This window comes from Roseomonas sp. CCTCC AB2023176, assembly GCF_042259275.1.
Lineage (GTDB): Bacteria > Pseudomonadota > Alphaproteobacteria > Acetobacterales > Acetobacteraceae > Roseomonas.
The window spans coordinates 1,750,963-1,771,062 of record NZ_CP170086.1 but is presented as its reverse complement, the minus strand read 5'-3'; the positions used below and the strand labels follow the sequence as shown (position 1 = coordinate 1,771,062).

General features: G+C 73.3%; 18 protein-coding genes. 8 read left to right on the top strand and 10 right to left on the bottom strand.

Features of this window, described 5'->3' with window-relative positions; genetic code table 11:
- Positions 1–2: 2 nt before the first annotated feature.
- The 4 genes from ACE7GA_RS08855 to purH all read right to left on the bottom strand — a co-directional run bounded on the left by ACE7GA_RS08855 (position 3) and on the right by purH (position 5,935).
- The gene (locus tag ACE7GA_RS08855; protein WP_376098570.1) at positions 3–905 is read right to left on the bottom strand and encodes a hypothetical protein; all 903 of its coding nucleotides are present in this window, start codon (positions 903–905) and stop codon (positions 3–5) included.
- Positions 906–987: 82 nt separating this feature from the next.
- Complete coding sequence (locus tag ACE7GA_RS08850) at positions 988–2,712, bottom strand: DEAD/DEAH box helicase (RefSeq protein WP_376098567.1); 1,725 nt, start codon at positions 2,710–2,712, stop codon at positions 988–990.
- A complete protein-coding gene (locus ACE7GA_RS08845) occupies positions 2,664–4,262 on the bottom strand; it encodes a hypothetical protein (protein WP_376098564.1) in 1,599 nt (532 codons plus the stop codon). Before ACE7GA_RS08845 ends, ACE7GA_RS08850 begins: the two co-directional genes overlap by 49 nt.
- Positions 4,263–4,354: 92 nt before the next feature.
- Positions 4,355–5,935 (bottom strand): bifunctional phosphoribosylaminoimidazolecarboxamide formyltransferase/IMP cyclohydrolase, encoded by a 1,581-nt coding sequence (gene purH / locus ACE7GA_RS08840; RefSeq protein WP_376098561.1) that lies wholly within the window; start codon positions 5,933–5,935, stop codon positions 4,355–4,357.
- Between the two features lie 211 nt (positions 5,936–6,146).
- On the opposite strand from purH, the gene ACE7GA_RS08835 reads away from it, so the two are divergent.
- The 4 genes from ACE7GA_RS08835 to ACE7GA_RS08820 all read left to right on the top strand — a co-directional run bounded on the left by ACE7GA_RS08835 (position 6,147) and on the right by ACE7GA_RS08820 (position 11,447).
- A complete protein-coding gene (locus tag ACE7GA_RS08835; protein WP_376098558.1) occupies positions 6,147–7,532 on the top strand; it encodes a vanadium-dependent haloperoxidase in 1,386 nt (461 codons plus the stop codon).
- A gap of 201 nt (positions 7,533–7,733) precedes the next feature.
- Positions 7,734–8,708 carry a Bug family tripartite tricarboxylate transporter substrate binding protein gene (locus ACE7GA_RS08830; protein ID WP_376098554.1) on the top strand — a complete coding sequence of 325 codons (975 nt, stop codon included), beginning with the start codon at positions 7,734–7,736 and terminating at the stop codon, positions 8,706–8,708.
- A gap of 407 nt (positions 8,709–9,115) precedes the next feature.
- Complete coding sequence (locus ACE7GA_RS08825; RefSeq protein WP_376098551.1) at positions 9,116–11,038, top strand: AI-2E family transporter; 1,923 nt, start codon at positions 9,116–9,118, stop codon at positions 11,036–11,038.
- Between the two features lie 91 nt (positions 11,039–11,129).
- Positions 11,130–11,447, top strand: a complete 318-nt coding sequence (locus tag ACE7GA_RS08820; RefSeq protein WP_376098547.1) for an ArsR/SmtB family transcription factor — start codon at positions 11,130–11,132, stop codon at positions 11,445–11,447.
- Positions 11,448–11,662: 215 nt separating this feature from the next.
- Here the strand turns inward: ACE7GA_RS08820 and ACE7GA_RS08815 are convergent, their stop codons facing one another.
- From ACE7GA_RS08815 to ACE7GA_RS08800, 4 genes are all read right to left on the bottom strand, one after another.
- On the bottom strand, positions 11,663–13,030 hold the full coding sequence (locus ACE7GA_RS08815; protein WP_376098545.1) for a hypothetical protein: 1,368 nt from the start codon (positions 13,028–13,030) through the stop codon (positions 11,663–11,665).
- A gap of 88 nt (positions 13,031–13,118) precedes the next feature.
- Positions 13,119–14,096: a Bug family tripartite tricarboxylate transporter substrate binding protein gene (locus ACE7GA_RS08810; RefSeq protein ID WP_376098543.1), complete on the bottom strand. Its 978-nt coding sequence runs from the start codon at positions 14,094–14,096 to the stop codon at positions 13,119–13,121.
- Positions 14,097–14,468: 372 nt separating this feature from the next.
- Positions 14,469–15,209 (bottom strand): FAD-dependent oxidoreductase, encoded by a 741-nt coding sequence (locus ACE7GA_RS08805; protein WP_376100181.1) that lies wholly within the window; start codon positions 15,207–15,209, stop codon positions 14,469–14,471.
- Entirely contained in the window at positions 15,128–15,568 is a 441-nt protein-coding gene (locus tag ACE7GA_RS08800; RefSeq protein ID WP_376098541.1) for an FAD-dependent oxidoreductase, read from the bottom strand. The genes ACE7GA_RS08805 and ACE7GA_RS08800 overlap by 82 nt, the downstream gene beginning before the upstream one ends.
- Positions 15,569–15,667: 99 nt before the next feature.
- Between ACE7GA_RS08800 and ACE7GA_RS08795 the strand changes: the two genes are divergently transcribed.
- The 3 genes from ACE7GA_RS08795 to ACE7GA_RS08785 are packed head-to-tail and all read left to right on the top strand — an operon-like array spanning position 15,668 to position 17,729.
- On the top strand, positions 15,668–16,933 hold the full coding sequence (locus ACE7GA_RS08795) for an aromatic ring-hydroxylating dioxygenase subunit alpha (protein WP_376098537.1): 1,266 nt from the start codon (positions 15,668–15,670) through the stop codon (positions 16,931–16,933).
- Positions 16,930–17,415, top strand: a complete 486-nt coding sequence (locus ACE7GA_RS08790) for an aromatic-ring-hydroxylating dioxygenase subunit beta (protein ID WP_376098534.1) — start codon at positions 16,930–16,932, stop codon at positions 17,413–17,415. The genes ACE7GA_RS08795 and ACE7GA_RS08790 overlap by 4 nt, the downstream gene beginning before the upstream one ends.
- Positions 17,412–17,729 (top strand): non-heme iron oxygenase ferredoxin subunit, encoded by a 318-nt coding sequence (locus ACE7GA_RS08785; RefSeq protein ID WP_376098531.1) that lies wholly within the window; start codon positions 17,412–17,414, stop codon positions 17,727–17,729. The genes ACE7GA_RS08790 and ACE7GA_RS08785 overlap by 4 nt, the downstream gene beginning before the upstream one ends.
- A gap of 6 nt (positions 17,730–17,735) precedes the next feature.
- Here ACE7GA_RS08785 and ACE7GA_RS08780 read toward each other — a convergent pair whose 3' ends face one another.
- The gene (locus tag ACE7GA_RS08780) at positions 17,736–18,464 is read right to left on the bottom strand and encodes a class I SAM-dependent methyltransferase (RefSeq protein ID WP_376098528.1); all 729 of its coding nucleotides are present in this window, start codon (positions 18,462–18,464) and stop codon (positions 17,736–17,738) included.
- Between ACE7GA_RS08780 and ACE7GA_RS08775 the strand changes: the two genes are divergently transcribed.
- Positions 18,463–19,560, top strand: coding sequence for a P1 family peptidase (locus tag ACE7GA_RS08775; RefSeq protein ID WP_376098525.1), 1,098 nt, complete (start codon positions 18,463–18,465; stop codon positions 19,558–19,560). The two genes, ACE7GA_RS08780 and ACE7GA_RS08775, sit on opposite strands and share 2 nt — an antisense overlap.
- A gap of 257 nt (positions 19,561–19,817) precedes the next feature.
- Here the strand turns inward: ACE7GA_RS08775 and ACE7GA_RS08770 are convergent, their stop codons facing one another.
- On the bottom strand, positions 19,818–20,063 hold the full coding sequence (locus tag ACE7GA_RS08770) for a hypothetical protein (protein ID WP_376098522.1): 246 nt from the start codon (positions 20,061–20,063) through the stop codon (positions 19,818–19,820).
- Positions 20,064–20,100 lie beyond the last annotated feature (37 nt).

Here is a 20,100-nt window from a genome sequence, read left to right as displayed (position 1 = left end):
GCTCAGCGCCGGCGCGACAGCGTGGTGAGGATCAGCGCCGTCCCCCAGCCGAAGGCGCCGTTGATCAGGAGGCCCCGCAGCAGCGCGTTCGCGTTGCCCCCCGCGAACATCGCGCCGCCCTTGATCATCGGCACGATGGTCCAGCCGACGAGCGCCGCGCAGGCGCCGACGGCGAAGCCCGTCAGCAGCGGCGGCAGGCGCGTCATCCGCAACAGCACGCCGATGACGATGCCGTAGAGCCCACCCCAGAAGCAGAGGTTCACCAACACCGGCACGCCGTAGGGCGGCACGCGGGTGGCGAGGTTCCAGGGCCGGGCGTTGATCCAGCCGAGCTCGCGCATCCCCCAGATCGTCCCCTGATGGAAGATCAGCACCGAGAGCACGGCGGCGGCGAAACCGATGACGATCGCCCGCCCGAGGGTGGAAGCCATCCGCGAATCCTGACCTGTGGGAGGGCGCAGGCCATCACGCGGGGGCGGATGCCGCAAGCCGTCGCGGCCGCAGCAGCGGCAGGAGGATGAGCGCCGCCCCCCAGCCGAAGGCGCCGTTGATGAAGGCCACGCGCAGGACGCCCGGGAGATTCCCGCCCGCGAAGGCCGCACCCCCTTCAGCGGCGCCACGACCGCAAGCGAGACCAGCGCCGCCCCGAAGACGCCGAGGAGGAAGCCGGACAGCAACACCGGCGCCCGCGTACGCGCCAGCAACACCGCCAAGGCCACGCCCCAGAGCCCGCCCCAGAACATCGCGTTGACGATGAACGGCACGCCGAGGGGCGGGACGGGGCCGGTGGACCAGGCGATGCCCGCCGGCACCCAGCCCGCCAGCGCCATGAGCCAGACCGTGCCCTGGTGCACCACCACCACGGACAGCGCGCCCGCGAGGAACCCCACGATCATCGTCCGCATGTCGCGTTCCCGCCTGCTACGCCCCTTCTTCGCCGCTCCGGGCCCGGACGTCACGCGGCGGCACGGGGCATCGGCAGCGGGATCAGGCGGCGTGCCGCACCGCCCGTCGGCGGAACGACCGGTGCAGCCGCGCCGCCAGTTCCCAGGCCGCGTGGATCGCCGCCGTCCCGTCCTCGCCGCCGCGCCGCAGGAGGACGCGGCCGTTCCGGACTTCAAGCGGCGACTCCACCTCCGGCACGCCGCGGAAAAAGGACGCAGCCGCGGCGGCCGGTCCGACCTCCATGCGCGCCACGCCGAGGCGGGCGAGGCGGCCGCGCAGCCGCTGCACGTCGAGCCAGGCCTCGACCTCCGGCGGCGGCGGGCCGAAGCGGTCAGCGATCTCGGCGGCCAGGTCCTCGATCCCCGCGGCGTCGTGGCGGCGCAGGAGGTTCGTGGCGCGCGCGTGCAGTTCCAGGCGCAGCGCTTCCTCCGGCACGTAGTCCGCGGGGATGCGCGCGGAGGTCGGCAGGACGACGTGCGGCAGCAGCACGTCGCGGCGCTTGCGGCCGCTTGCGGCGCGCAGCGCGTCCTCCAGCAGGTGCGCGTAGAGGTCGAGGCCGAGCAGGCGGAGGTGGCCCGCCTGCTCCTCCCCCAGCAGGTCGCCGGCGCCGCGCAGGTCCAGGTCGCACGCCGCGATCGCGAAGCCGGCGCCGATGCGGTCGAGCGATTCCAGGGCGCGCAGCCGCTTCATCGCGGTCTCGCCCGGCCGGTCGTCGGGGTCTGTCAGCAGCCAGATCGCGCCGCGCACGCCGCCGCGCCCGACGCGGCCGCGGATCTGGTGCAGTTGCGCCAGGCCGAAGCGCTCGGGCCGCCAGACCAGCATGGTGTTGGCGCGCGGCACGTCCAGTCCGTTCTCGATGATGGAGGTCGCGAGCAGGACGTCCGCCTGCCCGTTGGCGAATCTGATGAGGGCGTCGTCGGCCTCCGCCGGCGGCAGGTCGCCATGCGCCTCCAGCACGCGCAGGCGCGGGACGTTCGCCTTCAGCCGGGCGCGCATCGGCGCCATGTCCTCGATGCGCGGGACCACCACGAAGGACTGGCCGCCGCGCCTGCGTTCGCGCAGCAGGGCGGTCGCCAGCAACGCGTCGTCCATCGGCGCGACGGCGGTGCGGATGGGCTGCCGCCGCGCCGGGGGCGTCGCGATGACCGAGAAATCGCCGAGACCCGTGATCGCGGCGCCGAGGGTGCGCGGGATGGGCGTCGCGGTGAGGGCGAGGAAGTGCACGCCCTCCGCCATGGCGCGCAGCGCCGCCTTCTGCTTCGCGCCGAAGCGGTGTTCCTCATCGGCGCAGACGAGGGCCAGTTCCTTGAAGGCGACGGTCTTCGACAGGAGGGCGTGGGTGCCCACGACGATCCGCACGGACCCGTCCTTCAGCCCGGCGCGCACGCGCCTGGCGTCCGCCGCCGATGTCAGCCGCGAAAGGCCCTCGACCATCACGTCGAAGCCGGCGAAGCGGCGCCGGAACGTGTCGAGATGCTGGCGCGCCAGCACCGTCGTCGGCGCGAGGACCGCGACCTGCGTGCCGGCGAGCACTGCCGCAGCCGCGGCGCGCAACATCACCTCCGTCTTGCCGTAGCCGACGTCGCCGCAGACCAGCCGGTCCATCGGCCGTCCGCGCGCGAGGTCCGCCAGCACGTCCTCCGCCGCTGCCGCCTGGTCCGGCGTCGGCGTGTAGGGGAAGCCTGCGACGAAGCGCGCGTAGGCCCGCCGGGGCGGCTTCAGGATGGTCGCCGTGCGCGCATCGCGTGCCTCCGCCGCCTCGGCCATCGCGCGCGCGGCCGCCTCGATCGCCGCGCCGACCGCCTCCCGGCGCTTGGCCCAGGTATGGCCATCCGCGGCGTCGAGGGTAACGGCTTCCGCCTCCGCGCCGTAGCGCCAGACCCGGTCGATTTCCTCGGCGGGGACGAGGCGGGTCGTGCCGTCCTTGAACTCCAGCCGCAGGTGTTCGGCGGCGGGAACCTCGGTGCCGTCCGGCGCGGGGGCGCCTCGACCGCCTCGATGCCGCGCAGCGAGGCGAGGCCGTGCTCGATATGCACGACGGCGTCGCCCGGGCGCAGCGTCGCCTCGCCGAAGGCGGCGCGCTGCAGCCGTTCCCGTCCCGGCGCGCGGGCGGGCAGCACCTCGGCCGCCGCGACGACGACGGTCCCCTCCGTCCCGAAGCCCTCGGTCAGCGGCGCGCGGAGCCAGGCGACAATTCCCGGCGGCAGGGCACGGAAGGCCAGCCAGCCCGGCACCTCGACCGGTGCCTGGCCACGGCGGCGGCGCATGAGCCGGAACAGCGTGTTCGCGCGCACCCCCGCGCCGGCCAGCGCCACGCGGCATCCCGCCGCGCTGCGCTGTTCCACGAGGTCGAGGAAGGCCTCCTCCGGCTCGTCTTCCTCCAGGAAGGCCGGGCGCTCCACCTCCTCCGGCGCCTCGGCGTGGATCAGCCTCCGCCCCTTCAGCGCCGCCTTCCATGCCGCGGCGTCGAGCGTCAGGCGCGCAGGCTCCACGATCTCCGGCGCGCCCTCTTCCGCCCCGACGGCGATGCGCAGGCGGAAGGCGTCCGCGACCTCCGCCGCGCGGCGATCGCGCGCCTCCTCGAACTCGGGCTCGGCGACGATCTCCGTTTCCGGCCAGAGGTCGAAGACGGAGACCAGGCGCGGGGTCAGGGCCGCCAGCGCGTGCTCCAGGCCGGGGATACGCTCCGGCAGGTCTTCCCCAGCCAGCGCGACGACTTCGGAGGCCGGCGGCAGGACGACCTCCTCGCTCTCCGCCTCGCTCCGCTGCGTGACGGGGTCGTAGCGGCGGATGGCCGCGATCCGGCCGTCCTGCACCTCCAGCCGGTACGGTGCGGCCTCTTCGCGCGCGGGGAAGACGTCCAGGACTTCGCCGCGCGGCCCGAACTCGCCAGGGGAGTCGACGAGGTCGTCGTCGCTGCCGTAGCCGAGGCGGCGCAGCGCGTCGGCCATGCCCTCCGCGTCCAACGTTTCGCCCCGGCGCAGGACCAGCGGCGCGGCGCGCGCGGGTTCGGGCAGGCGTTGCCCCGCGGCCTCGACGGAGGTCACCAGCAGCCTCTGGCCGGGGGCCGTGGCCATTCGGTGCAGCGCCGCCATCCGCTCACCCATCACGGCGGCGGAGGGCGACACGCGGTCGTAGGGCAAGCAGTCCCAGGCCGGGAGGTGGATGACCTCGACGCCCTCACCCAGCGCCCGCGCAGCCTCCGCCAGCCGCGCCGCGCGGGAGGGCGAGCGCGCGAGGTGGATCACGCCGCCCGGCGCCCCCGCCGCCCGCTCGATCAGGCGTGCCGCGAGCAACGCCTCCGGTTCGTTGTCCATCCGCTTCCCCCGTCCCCGCGATCGGGCGGGCGAGGGAAACGCGCGGCAGGGGAAAGGGGTGCGTCCGTGGGGTGCTTCCGTGCCGGCCGCGGTCAGTGCCGGAAGTGGCGCATTCCCGTCAGCACCATCGCCAGCCCCGCCGCGTCGGCCGCCGCGATCACCTCGGCATCGCGCATGGAACCGCCGGGCTGGATCACCGCCGTAGCGCCCGCCGCCGCGGCGGCCTGCAACCCGTCCGCGAAGGGAAAGAAGGCGTCGGAGGCGACGACCGATCCGCGCGCGAGCGGTTCGGGCAGGCCGGCGGCCTTCGCGGCCTCCTCGCTCTTCCAGGCCGCGATGCGGGCGGAATCCACGCGGCTCATCTGCCCCGCGCCGATGCCGACGGTGGCGCCGCCCTTGGCATAGACGATGGCGTTGGACTTCACGTGCTTGCAGACGCGGAACGCGAAGAGCAGGTCGCGCATTTCCTGATCCGTCGGTGCGCGCTTCGTGACGACGCGCAGGTCGGATTCCGCAACCCGCCCGGCATCGCGCGACTGCGCCAGGAAGCCGCCGCCGACGCTGCGGAACGTCATGCCCGGCGAGGCCGGGTCGGGCAGGCCGCGCGCCAGCAGCAGGCGCAGGTTCTTCTTCGTCGCGAAGACGGCGCGCGCCGCGTCGTCCGCATCCGGCGCGATGACGACTTCGGTGAAGATCGCCGCGATCCGGCGCGCCGCCGCCTCATCCAACGGCCGGTTCGCCGCGACGATGCCGCCGAAGGCCGAGACGGGGTCGCAGCGCAGCGCGGCGTCCCAGGCCGCGGACAGGTCCTGGCCTTCCGCAACGCCGCAAGGATTGGCGTGCTTGACGATGACGATCGCCGGCCGCTCGAACTCCGCGACGCATTCATGGGCCGCGTCCGTGTCGTTCAGGTTGTTGTAGGACAGCTCCTTCCCCTGCACTTGGTCCGCCGTCGCGATGCCCGGGCGGTGCGTGCCGTCGAGGTAGAAGGCGGCGGACTGGTGCGGGTTCTCGCCGTACCGCAGCGTTTGCTTCAGCAGGCCGGGGAGGGAGAGGCGTTCGGGGAAGTCCGTCCCCTCCTGCCCCGCGAACCAGCGCGCGATCGCCGCGTCGTAGGCCGCGGTGCGCGCATAGGCCGCGGCCGCAAGGCGCCGGCGCGTGGCATGGGTGGTGCCGCCGGTCTCCGATACCTCCCGCGCGACCTCCGCGAGCTGCGCGGGCTCCGTCACCACCACGACGTCGGCGTGGTTCTTCGCGGCGCTGCGGATCATGGCGGGGCCGCCGATGTCGATGTTCTCGACGCAGTCGTCGAAGGACGCGCCGCGTGCGACCGTCGCCTCGAAGGGGTAGAGGTTGACGCAGACCAGGTCGATCGGCGCGATCCCGTGCTCGGCGACCTGCGCGGCGTGTTGCGGGAGGTCGCGCCGGAACAGCACGCCGCCATGCACCTGGGGAACCAGGGTCTTCACCCGCCCGTCGAGGATCTCCGGGAAGCCGGTGTGGTCGGAAAGTTCCACGACCGGCACGTCCGCGTCACGCAGGGCTTTCGCCGTGCCGCCGGTGGAAAGGATCTCCGCCCCGGCCCCGGACAGGACCCTGGCGAATTCCACCAGCCCCGTCTTGTCGGATACGGACAACAGGGCGCGACGGATGGGGCGCGGGGCGTCGGTCATCGCCGCGCCATAGGCCGGACGGACGGCCCGCGGAAGGCTCGGGCCATGCCCCGCGCGCACGGCTCCGTCCCGCGGCGCAGCCCCATGCCTCATGCGGGGCCTCATGCGGGGCCGACCGCACCATCCCTTGTTGTCGGTAGCGGAGGTCTCCATTGCAACCTGGCCGAAACGCCCGTTGCGCAGCGCGGGGTGGGTCATCTTATGCTGCGGCATGGAAGACCGTCTGCCCTCGCCCCGCCCCGCTGCGCCCCATCGACCGGGCCGCCGGTGGTACTCCGCGCTCCTCGCCCTGCTGCTGGCGCTCGCTCCAGCTGGCGCCTTCGCCCAGGCGCAGATGTTCCCCGGGGACGGCGGGACGGTGGGTCGCGGGAACGAGCTCCCGGGCAGTCCGGTCACTGCCTGGACGCTGGCCGCCGACCGGCTGGGGAGTGGCGGGCCCAACTTCCGAACCCGCGCGATCATGCACCTCGCCATGCACGATGCGCTGAACGCGGCGGAGCCCCGCTTCGCGCGCTGGGCCCGTCCCGTCCAGGGCGAGCCCGCGCCGGGCGGCGCCTCCCCCCGCATCGCCATGGCGGCCGCCGCCTACCAGGTGCTGATCGCCCGCCATCCTGAGAAAGCGGCCGTGGAGGCGGACTCGATCTACCGGGCGGCCATTGCCTCGGAACCGCCGGGGCCCGGCGTCCAGGCCGGCATCCGCCTGGGCAACGCCATCGCCCGTGCGCGCCTCGCCGCCTATCCCAACCCGACGACCACGCCCGAGCCCTTCCCCGGCGCCTTCGGCGTCGGCCAGTGGCGCCCGACGCCCCCGGACAACCTCAGCGCCTTCATGCCGCGCGAACGGCCCTTCCTGCAGGACGCCGCCTCGATCGTCCCGAACCCTCCCAACCCCGTCGGCAGCCCCCGCTACCTCGGCGACCTCGAGGAGGTGCGGATCATCGGCGGCTCGGAGTCTCGCATCCGCACCGACGACATGGCCGATGCAGCGTCCTTCTGGGCCTACCACTCGGTCCAGCGTGGCTATGCCGACCTGATCATCCGGCTCCTCGCCGAATACCCGATGGACCTGCACGGGGAAGCGCGGGCCATGGCGGTTTTCAGCGTCGCGATGGCCGATTCCGTCATGGTCGCCTGGGACGCGAAGCGGCGCTTCTCCTCCTGGCGCCCCGTGACCGCCATCAACCTCGGCTCCCCCGGCGTGCCGCGCGACGCGTCCTGGACGCCGTTCCTCGCGACGCCGCCGCATCCCGAGCATCCGTCTGGCCACGCGTCCGACTGCTCGGCGGGGGCCACGGCCATCGTGGGCGTCTTCGGCCGCGACCTCGGGCCGATCGAGTACGTCGGCGTCGGTGCCCCCGGCAACCGCTGGCGGCGCTTCGGCCGGGTCTCCCAGACCGCGACGGAATGCGCGAGCAGCCGCCTCTGGGCCGGTGCGCATTTCCCGACCGCGAACAACGAGGGGCTTCGGCTCGGCGCGGAAGTGGCGCGGCGGGCCCTGGCGACCATGCAGCCCCTTCCGGGCCGCGGCGGCCCGGCGGTCACCACGGGACCCGCGCCGGGCGTCCGGCGCGTGGTGGACACCCCGGCCGGCCGGTAACGGAAAGGGCGACGGACCGGGCCGGACCCAGCGCGCTGCGGCGGGGGCGACGAGCCGGCACGGCGGGCCGGCCGCGCGGGCCGGGCCACCGTCCCGCATCGTGGCAGGCGCGGACGCTGCCGCCGTTCCCACCCGCGCCGCGCTTCCCCTACGGTCCGCCGCAGCCCCGCGCCGAAGGACGGGGCGCCGGAGGAGACCGCCGTGCACCGTCGTCCCATCCTGGCCGGCCTGGCGGCCGCCCTATCCGCGACCGGGGCGCGAGCGCAGGCTCCGCCGCCCGCCTTCGACCACACCCTCCGCATCGTCGTCCCGAACGCGCCGGGCGGGACGAGCGACATCCTGGCCCGCCTCATCGCCCCTGAACTGTCCCGCGCCATCGGCCAGAACGTCGTGGTGGAAAACCGGGCCGGGGCCGCCGGCAACATCGGCGCCGATGCCGTCGCGAAGAGCCCGCCGGACGGCCATACCCTGCTGCTGCTGGATGTCGGGGCGCTGGCGATCAACCCATCGCTGTTCCCGCGGCTGCCCTTCGACTTGGCGCGCGACCTGGCGCCGGTCACGATGCTGATCTTCGCGCCCTACGTGCTGGCGGTGCGGAACGGGCTGCCGGTGACTGACGCCGCGTCGCTGGCCGCCTTCGCACGCGCCAACCCGCGCGGGCTGAACGTCGCCAATTCGGGGGTGGGCGCCCTGAACCACCTCACGGCGGTCGAGGTCGCGGCACATCTCGGGCTGAACGCGGTGCAGGTGCCCTATCGCGGCGGGGCACCGGCGCTGACCGCCGTCGCGGCGGGGGAGACGGACCTGATCGTCAACGGCGCGACGGCGACGCTGCCCTTCGTCACGAACGGTTCCATGCGCGGCATCGCCGTGTCCGGCGAGGCCCGCCTGCCGGCCGTCCCGAACCTGCCGACCTTCCGGGAACTGGGCTGGCCGATGGCGGATGCCGGGACGTGGCAGGGCGTGCTGGTGCAGGGCGCGACGCCCCGCCCGGTGGTGGAGCGCCTGGCCGCCGAGCTGCGCGGCGTCCTGGCGATGCCGGCCGTCGCGTCCCGCGTCGCCGACCTCGGCGGCGAGCGGCGGACGGAGGGGCCGGAGGCGCTGCGCGCCTTCCTCGCCCGGGCGACCGAGGAGTACGGCCGCACGGTCCGCACCCACGGCATCCGACCGGAATGACGCTGGGGAGGACTCGGCACGGGTCCGTGAGTCACGGGGATGATTCCGCCCGATCCCCGGACGGGAAGGAGTCCCGGGGACGAGGAGGCACATCCCGTCCCCGTGCGGATAGAATCCTCGGCCCGCCGCACCCGATCCGGGGATGAACGGGGCGACTCGTCGGAGACTCCGCGAGTCGCCTTCTGCTCCGGCCTGTGGACAAGGCTGCGGATCGGATGGGGACGGGGATGCGTCCCCATTCCCCACAGGCATCCACCAACTACCCCCACCTTCTATTAAATCTTCCTTTTAAGAAGCGAGGGCGATCCCCGTGACGAGCGCCCCCGACGAAGCTGTGACGAAAGGACCGCCGCGGCGTTCGGCTTCCGGCTACGCTCCACACCTGCCGACGGATCACCCGACCACCGATGTCCGACACGCCCCCGCGCGCCCGCCTTTCCGCCCCGCCGGGCTTCTCGGCCGAGGTGCCCGCCGCCGCGGCGCCGGCGGGCGGGCCGAGCCTCGTCTATGTCGGCATTGCGATCGTCGCGGTCCTCTACGTCGCGCGGGACCTGCTGATCCCGCTCGTCCTCTCGATCCTGCTGGCCTTCGTGCTGGCGCCCGTGGCGCGGGCGTTGCGCAAGGCGGGGGCACCGCGTGTCGCCTCCGTCCTCGTGGCCGTGCTGCTGGCGGTCGGGATGATCTCGGCCTTCGCGGTGCTGATGGGGCGGCAGCTTGCCGACCTCGCGAACGAACTGCCGGTCTATCAGGCGACCGTCTCCCGCAAGCTCGACAGCCTCTTCGGCGGCGGGGGCGGGCTGCTGGGCCGCGCCTCAGACCTGCTGCGCGACCTCGGGGAACGGCTGGGGCCCCGCGCGGAGGTGCCGGCCGGCCCGGGAACCGGCGCCGCCGCCCCGCCCCTGCCCGTGGAGATCCGGGAGCCCGCGCCGGGCGTCCTCACCCTCATGCAGCGGGTGATCGGGCCGCTCCTCGGGCCCGTGGCGACGACGGGCATCGTCGTCGTCCTCGTCATCTTCCTCCTCCTCTACCGGGAGGACCTCCGGGACCGCCTGATCAAGCTCATCGGCTCGCGCGACCTCCAGCGCACGACCGCCGCGCTGAACGAGGCGGCGGCGCGGCTCTCCCGCTTCTTCCTCGCCCAGGTCGCACTGAACGCGGGCTTCGGGGTGTTCATCTCGATCGGCCTTTGGGCCATCGGCATCCCCAACCCGCTGCTCTGGGGAATGGTCGCGGGGCTGATGCGCTTCGTGCCCTTCATCGGCGGCGTCATCGCGGCAGCCTTCCCGCTGCTGCTGGCCGTCGCGGTGGACCCGGGCTGGACGATGCTGATCTGGGTCGTCGCGCTCTTCGCCGTATCTGAACCCATCATGGGCCAGGTGTTCGAGCCGCTGATCTACGGCCATTCCACCGGCCTCTCCCCGGTCGCCGTGCTGCTGGCCACCGCCTTCTGGGCTTGGCTCTGGGGTCCCGTCGGGCTGCTGGTGGCGACGCCGCTGACGGTCGGGCTCGTCGTGCTCGGCCGGCATGTGGACCGGCTGGAGTTCCTCGACGTGCTGCTGGGCGACCGCGCGGCGCTGGAACCCGCCGAGGCTTTCTATCAGCGAGCGCTTGCCGGCGACGGGGACGGGCTGGCGGAGCAGGCGGACCTGCACCTGCGGACCCATCGCGTCGCGACCTACTACGACGAGGTGGCGCTGCGCGGGCTGGCCCTGGCGCAGGAGGACGCCTCCCGCGGCGTGCTGGACCGGGGGCGCCTGGACGCCTTGCGGGCGCGGGTGGACGACCTCCTCGACGACCTCGCGGAACACGAGGACGACGTGGTCGAGGGGCCGGTGACCGAGGGGCCGGTCGCGCCGGACGACCCGCCGGCGCCGCCCGAGGCCGACACCGAGGCGGTGCCGCCAGGCTGGGCCACGCCGGGGGCCGTGCTGCTGGTGGCCGGGCGCGGGCGGCTGGATGCGCAGGCGACGGCGATGCTCGGCCAGGTGCTGGCGCGGCGTGGCTTCGGCGTCGCGGCCCTGCCGAACGACGCGCTGCGGGATCCCGACCTGGCGACGCGCCATCCCTCGGTGCGGGCGGTCGTCTTCTCGGCACTCGAGGGCGGCAGCGGCGCCGCTTCGGCCCGCTATGCGTTGCGGCGCCTGCGGCGGCGCTTCCCCGCGGCGCTGACGGTCGTCGGCCTCTGGGGCGCGACGCGGGACAGCCCGACCTACCAGGCGCTGAAGGCGGAGGCGGAGACGATCCCGGAAGCGCATACCCTGCGCGACGCGGCGGCCCTGCTGCTCCGCCAGGCGCGGGTGCAGGAACCGCTGGAGGCGGAGGCTGCCTGAACCCCGGACCTGGCCTGCGGCAGGCGCCCGTCGGACGGTTCGGATGCCCGGGAACGTTGCACCGGGGGGCAAGCCTCAATATCTCCCGGGCATGCGCCCGTTCGCCCATCCGGACGTGGCGGCGGTCCCCCTCGCTGCCGTCCTGCACGCCCTGTCCGACCCGGACCGCCTGGCCCTGGTCCGCAACCTCGACAGCGCGGCGGAGGGGCTGTCCTGCACGGATTCCTGCGGGGCGGTGCGGCTGCCGAAATCGACGCTGGCGAACCACTACCGCGTGCTGCGGGAAGCCGGGCTGGTGCGGTCCCGTCCGGACGGGAAGCAGGTGATCAACACGCTGCGGCGGACGGAGATCGAGGCGCGGTTTCCGGGGCTGCTGGAGGCGGTCCTGCGGGCGGCTGTGCCGGGGTGAGCGGGTGGCCCCGGGGGTGTGCCTTGCCCTCCCCGGAGCCATCCAACCAGGGGCGAGCGCGCTCCTGGAACGCGATCTGCTTGGGTGTTTCCGGTTGAGGGGGCGCGAAGGGCGCTTCTTCAACCCCGGACCCCGAAGGGCCGGGGCGGCCGGGGGATACGTTCACGACCCGGCGGAGGATCCGGGCGGCAGGCCCCGGGGTTACTCCACCCTCGTCACGCCGGCACCGTTCCCGCCGCCCGGTCTCCCGGAAAGCGCAGCCGCACCGGATCCACCCGAGGCCCGTCGAGCCATCCCAGCATCCGCAGCCGATCGCGGTCGCCGGCCAGGAAGCGTTCGCCGATGTCGCGGCGCCAGCGGATTTCGGGGATGAGGACGTTCTCGGCACGGCGCATCGCGGCGGCGCGCGCGGCCTCGACCGTGGGTCCCGTGCCCGTGACGATCATAGGGTTGCCAGAGCGGCGCATGGCCAGGATCTGCCGGCCTTCGCGCCGCACGTCCACGGGGTGGTAGTAGCGCAGCTCCTCGCCCGCCGGCTCCCGCAGGAAGAAGACCGGCGCGTCCTCCTCCGGCGCGCAGCGCTCATGGTGCGCGGGGAAGGGCGGGATGGTGAGGACGAGGCAGACGGACCAGCCGGGCACCGTGGGGAACGTCCCGGCGCCGCCCCGTCCTCCCTTGGACGCCATGCGGTCGAACAGGTCGCCCCAGCCGTCGCGCTGCATCGCGGCCAGCACGGCGAAGCCCGGGTTGCCGAAGCGGCAGGTGAACTCCAGCGGCCAGACGCCGCGCTCATCCACCATCAGGTTCAGGTTGACGTAGCCGACATGGCTGGCCCGCCGCAACACGGGAGCCACGCGCGCCAGCGTCGCTTCGAAGAGTGGTTCGGAGCCCTCGTAGGAGGCCAGCGTCCCCATCTCCCCCGTCATCTCGCCGCGCTCCCCGTCGAAGAAGCGCTTGTGTTCGAAGTCGATGCAGGCGGGGCGGAGGAAGTCCTGGCCGTCGAAATAGGCGCCGATGCCGACCTCGACGCCGGAGAGGCGCTCCATCAGCAGCACGCGCCTCGGGTCGTCGGCATCCGCCGCGGCCTGGTCGCGCTCGGTGCGCGCGAGCATGAAGTCCACGTCGAGGCCGCGCGGATGTTCGCCCACGAAGGTCGTGCGCCCCACCGCGTCGTGCTTCAGGACGAAGCGGCCGGGGTTGTCGCGCAGCCAGGCGCGGGCGGCGGCCGCGTCGGGAAAGGACCGGGCCTCCGCGACCTGCAGGCCGGCGTCGCGCAGCACCTGCTGGCCGAGTGCCCGCTCCTCCTCCAGCCGGTCCCCGAAGGCGGAACCGCCGATGACGCGGTAGCCCTGCGCCCGCAGCTCGTCCTGGATCGCGCCACGGCCGATGCGCTCGAAGACGATGATGCCGTCGCGCCCGACCCAATCCAGTTGCGCGCGCCAGTCCGGCACGGGGTCGAGCCAGCCGGCGAAGGCGCGGTCGTCGTATTCCTCCGCATGCACCCGGACCTCATGGCCTTCGCGCATGAGGGTAAGCCAGATGTCGCCGAGGTAGAGCCGCGGCCCGATCGCCAGGATGCGCACGATCCTCTCCGTTCCGGCTCTGCCGGGAAGCGCCCGGCGGGGGCGGGTGGTTGCGCCGGGTGGACCGGCGCGGATCAATGGGGGCGGGTCAGTCGCGGATGGTGACGCCGGCTTCCCGCACCAGCGTGGCCCAGCGGGGGATTTCGGCGGCGACGAAGGCCTGGAAGGGCTCAGGCGGCATCGTCTCGACGCCGAAGCCCGCGGCGGTGAGGCGCGCGCGGATGGCGGGGTCGGTCAGGGCGACTTCGGTCGCCTCGTAGAGCGTCTGCCGGATCGGCATCGGCGTTCCCCCCGGCGCGAAGAGGCCGAACCAGGCGTCGGCGGAAAGGTAGTCGTAGCCCTGTTCGCGCAGCGTCGGCACATCCGGAAGCTCCGTGAAGCGCCGGTCGCCGCCGACGCCGAGGACCCGCAGCCGCCCGTCCGCGACGAGGGACGCCACGCTCGCCCAGGTCGCCATGGAGAACTGCACAACGCCCGCGACGAGGTCCGCGACCGCCGGCGCCGCCCCGCGATAGGGCACGTGCACCGCGTTGAGGTTCTGCCGGCGCGAGAAGGTCTCGGCCATCAGGTGCGCCGCGGAGCCGACGGAGGAGGAGGCGTAGGACAGGTTCGTCCCGGACCGCGCCATGGCGATGAGTCCCGCCACATCCCGCGCCGGCGAGGCCGCCGGTACGACGAGCACGTGCGGCACGCGGGCGAGGAAGCAGACCGCCGCGAAGGAGGCGGGATCGTAGGGCAGGTTCGGGATCAGCGACGCGTTGGCTGCGTGCGTCTGGTTGTTGCCGAGGGCCAGCGTGTAGCCGTCCGGCGCCGCGCGGGCGACGTAGTCCGTCCCGATCGAGCCGCCACCACCCGGGCGGTTTTCCACGACCGCCTGGCCGGAGAGCGGCGGTTCGGCCCATTTGGCCGATAGGGCCCGCGCGAGCACGTCGGTCGTGCCGCCCGGCGGGAAGGCGGAGACGATGCGGATGGGCCGGTCGGGGTATCGACCTTGCGCAACGGCCGGGCGGTCAAGGGCAGGCAGGGCGAGGAACGGCGCGGCGAGCGCCGTGCGGCGGGCGATCATGTCGCGGGCGTAGCGCAGGCTTGGCGGGGGCCGGAAGCGGGTGCGTCGCGCCCCACGCGATCGTGTGGATCGGAACGGAGGCGTTACGGGGTCGGGCCGCATGATCGGCGTGACGTGGAGCCGGGGAACCCGCCCGGCCGCGTCGGCATCGCTCCCGGCCCACCCGGTCTCGCCGGCATCGCGTGCGCCGTCGCCTCCGGCCGGACGGGCTGGCGGCCTGATATCGCGTGCCGGCCGGGACGCGGGGCTGCGCTGCCGCGGGGACGCTGCGTGGTCAGGCCTCAGGCTCGTTCCGGGCCGCGTATCGTCCGCATCGATGGACCTGAGTCGTTGCCGGAGGGGGGCGGACGCATCGGTCTGCGCGGATCGGCCCTACGCGGCCCGGAGCCCGCGCCGCAGCCGGGCGAAATCCCGCGGTGCGTCCAGCGCGGCGACGCCCACCGGCACATCCCCGCGCAGGTAGACCGAGGCGCCCGTGCCGCCGACCGCTACCCGGTCCGCCGCCATCGGATTGCCGGCGACTTGCAGCGTGTGCCCGTGCTGGGTCGTCCAGAACCAGGGGATCGGGGGCGGCTCCGCCTCCAGCCCCAGGATCGCCCGCGCGGCGGCGCGGGCCGAGGAGGCGGCGTGCGCCCAGGATTCGTTCCGCGGCGCCCCGTCCACCGAGGCCACGTCGCCGATCGCGAAGACCCGGTCATCGGCAGTGCGGTAGGACGCGTCCACGGGGATGCCGTCCGGCCCGCCGAGACCTGCGGCGTCCGCCAGCGTCGTTTCCGGCACGATCCCGATGCCGATCACGACGACGTCGGCGAGCAGTTCCGTCCCGTCGTCCAGCGTCACGCCCAGCGGATCCGGCGTCAGCGACGCGGCGCGGCGGCCCAGGTGCAGGCGGACGCCGGCATCCCCGTGGATCGCGGCGAGGCGTGCTGCCATGTCCTCCGGCACGTTGCGGGCCATCAGGCGGGGCGCGGCTTCCACCACGTCCACCTCCAGGCCGAGATGGCGGAGGGAAGCCGCTGCCTCCAGCCCGATCACCCCGCCGCCGAGGACCACCGCGCGACGCGCTTCGAGGGCCGCGGCACGGAGGGACCGCGCGTCGGCCGTGTCGCGCAGGGTGAAGACGCGGGGATGCGGGGGAAGGACAGGCGCCGCGGGCGGCCGCCCGTCGCGAGGATCAGGTGGTCGAAGGGGAGGGCCGCCCCGTCGTCCAGCGCGACCATCCGGTTACGCCGGTCCAGCGCGGTGGCGCGCCGGCCCGGGCGAAGGGTGACCCCGCGCGCCGTCCAGTCGGGGCAGACGGGCGGCGGGGCTGCGGCGGCACCGGTCAGCAGTTCCTTCGACAGCGCCGGGCGTTCGTAGGGCGGATCGGGTTCCTCGCCCACGATCGTGACCTCTCCCCCGAAGCTTAGGTCGCGGAGGGCGATGGCTGCGGCGCCGCCGGCATGGCCGCCGCCCACGATGACGACGCGCATCTGGCGGCTCCTCCCTATTCCGCGTTGGTGAACGGGTTTGACATTCGACAATACGAACGACAAGTAGGCGGCGCAGAACACCGCCGGGGGAGGCGCCCGATGGACGTACCGATGGATGCCCCGGGCACTGCCCACCCCATGTTGGACCGCGCCTGGCCACGGGACGCCGCGGGGCGCGTGCCCTACTGGGTCTATACGGACCCGGAGGTGTACCAGGCCGAACTCGAGAAGATCTGGTACGGCCCGCACTGGCTCTATGTCGGCCTGGAATGCGAGATCCCTGAGGTCGGTGACTGGAAGACGACGACGCTCGGCGAACGGCCCGTCGTCATGGTGCGGTCCGCGCCCGGCGAGATCAGCGTCGTCGAGAACCGCTGCCGCCACCGCGGCGTGAAGTTCTGCCAGGCGCGGTTCGGGCACTCGAAGGAACTGCTCTGCCCCTATCACCAGTGGGCCTACGAGCTGAACGGCAACCTGATGGGCGTGCCCTTCCGCCGCGGCGTGAAGCGCCAGGGCGGCATGCCGCCGGACTTCGACCCGAAGGACTGGGGCCTGAACCGCCTGCGGGTGGAGGAGGTGAACGGCGTCGTCTGGGCCACGTTCAGCGACGCGACGCCGGCCTTCCGCGAATACCTCGGCGAACGCTTCTGGAAGCACTACACGCGCGTCTATGACGGGCGGAAGCTCGCGGTGCTCGGCTACAACCGCCAGCGCATCCCCGGCAACTGGAAGCTGATGCAGGAGAACATCAAGGACCCGTACCATGCGGGCCTGCTGCACGTGTTCTTCGTCACCTTCGGCCTGTTCCGCGCGGACCAGAAGAGCGCGACCGAGGTGGATGACGAGCATGGCCGCCACGGCATCCTGATTTCCCGCAAGGGAGAGCAGGTGAAGAACGACGTCACGGCAGACCTGAAGAACTTCCAGGGCGACCTGCGCCTGGCCGACCCGCGCATCCTCGACGTCGTGCAGGAATTCCCGGGGGAGGAGACGGTCGGGATGATCACCGTCTTCCCCTCCGTCATCCTGCAGCAGCAGGTGAACTCCCTCACGACCCGCCAGATCGTGCCGTCCGGCCCCGGCGCCTTCGACTTCCACTGGACGCATTGGTGCTACGCCGACGACACGGCGGAGATGCGGCGGCGCCGGACGCGGCAGGCCAACCTCTTCGGACCCGCGGGGTTCGTCTCCGCCGATGACGGCGAGGTCATCGAGATGTCGCAGCAGGGGATCGCGACGGCCGCGCCGGGCGACGCGGCGCTGGTGGCCATGGGCGGACGCGACTACGGCAGCGTGGACCACATGGTCACGGAAGTCGGCATCCGCGGCATGTACCGCTATTGGCGGGGAGTGATGGGGCTGTGAGCGCCGTTCTCGAACGGGCGCCGACGCTGGAGGAAGTCCGTGCCTTCTACGACGACTACGTCGAGGCGCTGGACGACGTCCGCCTGGAGGAATGGCCGGACTTCTTCTGTGCCGACTGCACCTACCAGGTCATCCCGCGCGAGAACCACGAGCGCGGCTATGCCCTGTGCACCATGATGGCGGAATCGCGCGGCATGCTGCAGGACCGCGTCACCGGCCTGACGCGGACGCAGATGTACGCGCCGCGATACTACCGGCGCTTCCTCTCCGGCCTGCGGATCAAGTCGCAGGGGGAAGAGGGCACGCGCGTCCGCATGAACGTGCTGATGGTCCAGACCCTGGTGGACAAGCAGAGCGAGGTCGTGCTCTGCGGCGTGTCCCACGACCTGCTGGTGCGGGATGGGGACCGGCTGCGGCTGAAGGAGCGCATCGTCGTCATGGACTCCGAGATGGTCCCCAACTCCCTCATCTACCCCGCATGACGCGGTTCGTCCGCGCGGCCGCGCTGGCCGAGCTGCAGGGCGCCGATGGCGTCCTGGCCGCGAACGTCGAGGGACGCAGCCTCGCCCTCTACCTCGTGGACGGGGAGGTCTTCGCGACCGACGACCTCTGCACCCACGGGGCGGCGCGGCTGTCGGAAGGCTACCTCGACGGCGACCTGATCGAGTGCCCGTTGCACCAGGGCCTGTTCAACGTGCGCGACGGATCGCCGGCGGGCGCGCCCTGCACCGTGCCCGTGAAGTCCTACACGGCGAAGGTCGAGGGCGGCGAGATCCTCATCGGGATCGAGGAATAGCGGCTCTCACCGCCCCGCGGCGATCAGGACCATCATCGGCCGCTCCATTTCCTCCGCCAGTGAGGGCTGCGCCGCCACCTGTTCCGGCGTCGGGCACCATTCCTCGACCCGGTGGATCGCGAGGCCGGCGCCGACCAGCGTGTTGAGGGTGGTGCCGAGCCTGCGGTGGTGCTTCACCACGCCCGGCGCCAGCCAATCCGTCACGCGGCGCCCCTCCCGCGCGTAGCCGTCCACGGGCCAGGTGCACCGTCCGTCCTCCGCCGTCATCCAACCCGGGCGGGAGGAGGCCATGTAGATCGGATGCTCGATCGAGAAGACCAGCATCCCGCCTGGCACCAGCGCGCGGGCGATCACGCCGGCGAGGCGCCCGAAATCCTTGACGTAGTGAAAGGCCAGCGACGAATAGGCGAGGTCGAAGGCCGCCTCCGGCAGGTCCAGCGCGTCCAGGTCGGCACGCGCGTATTCGACGGCCGCGTCCTCCGTCTCCGCCCGCGCGCGGGCCAGCATGTTCTCCGACAGGTCGAGGCCGAGGACCCGCGCCGCGCCCTCCGCCGCGGCCCAGCGCGCGAACCAGCCGAAGCCGCAGCCCAGGTCCACCACGCGCAGCCCCCGCGTCGGCGGCAGCATCGCGCGCAGGGCCGGCCATTCCGGCGCGCCGTCCAGACCCAGGACGGATCGCCGCAGCCGACCGTAGCCCTCGAAGAAGGCGTCGGTATCGTAGATGTTCTGCGCCATGCCCGTCCCTTCCCAACCGCCCGCCCGAGCCCGCGCCATCGGCTTCGCGCCGGGGGTCCTCCCGCCTGGCCCGCTGAACGCCATCACCGACGTCGCGGGAGTGCGGGTCGGCCAGATCACCGTGCATGAGGGCGAGGCGACGCGCACCGGCGTCACCGCCATCCTACCCCACCGCGAGAACCCCTTCACCCACCGCGTCCCCGCCGCGGTGTTCACGATGAACGGCTTCGGCAAGATGGCCGGCGTGACCCAGGTGCAAGAGCTCGGGGAACTCGAGACGCCGGTCGTGCTGACGAACACCCTCGCCGTCGGCCGCGCGGTGGAGGCGGTGGTGGACTGGACGCTTGCCCAGCCCGGCAACGAACGGGTCCGCAGCGTGAACGCCCTTGTCGGTGAGACGAATGACGGCCGCCTGAACGACATCCGGCGCCGCGGGGTGACGGCGGAGCACGTGTCGCAAGCCATGGCATCCGCCACCGACGGCCCCGTCGCGGAAGGCTGCGTCGGCGCGGGCACGGGTACCGTCGCCTTCGGCTGGAAGGGTGGCATCGGCACGGCGTCCCGCATGCTGCCGGCCTCGTACGGCGGCTGGACGGTCGGTGCGACGGTGCAGGCCAACTACGGCGGCGCGCTGACGATGGATGGGCTGCCCGTCGGGCGCCTGCTCCGCCGTTTCTACCTCTCCGACCACCTGCCGCAGGCGGCGGATGCGGATGGCTCCGTCATCGTCGTGCTGGCCACCGATGCGCCGCTCTCGGACCGTAACCTGCACCGCCTGGCGCGGCGCGCGATGGCGGGGATCGCACGGACGGGCGCCGCCTTCTCCGACGGCTCCGGTGACTATGCCATCGCCTTCGCGACCCATCCCGGCGTGATCCGTACGCCGGAGCGGCGCGCGGCGATGGCGAGCGTCGCGGACTGGCCGAACGACCGGATGTCCCCTCTCTTCGTCGCGGCGATCGAGGCGACGGAGGAGGCGGCGCTGAACGCCCTGACGACCGCGACGACGACGGAAACGCGCCTGGACGGTCGACGGGTGGTCGTCCCCGCCCTGCCTTTGGAGCAGGTCCTCGCGCTGCGCGCCGGCCGCGGTTGACCGGGGATCCCGGCGACCGCGGGCCCGCGTGGACCGGGTCGCAGCGCCGCGACGGCAATACGGGGGCCGTCTCGGGCCGGCCGTTGGCTTCGACGGGACGGGGTCAGCGTTCGAAGAAGGGACTTGCCGCTCCGAGCGAGGCGCCTCCGTCGGCCTGCACCGCTGTCCGACAGCGGGGCCGCGGGCACGGCGCCCCAGCACTTCCTTGGAAGAGCAGGTTTACCGTTCCCATCGATTCCGCCCTGCGCGGATCTGCGTCAGGCGCGCACCGCTGCGGCGATGGCGGCTGCGATCTCCTCGTCGCCCAGTGACGTCTCCCAGTCCTCGGGCAACTGCACCCGGACGGAGCGTGCGCCGCCGCTCGGCGTGCAGACGACGTGGACGTGGTCCGGCGCACCCTCCACGCGGGCCGCGTCGGTCTTCGCTTCGTCTTTCCCGAGGCCGGAGAAGACCTGGATCGCGGTCCAGGTGGTGCCCTCGGGGTCCGTCACCTCGCGCGGCATGCGGCGATCCTCCCACACCCCGCAACGCGCGACGGCG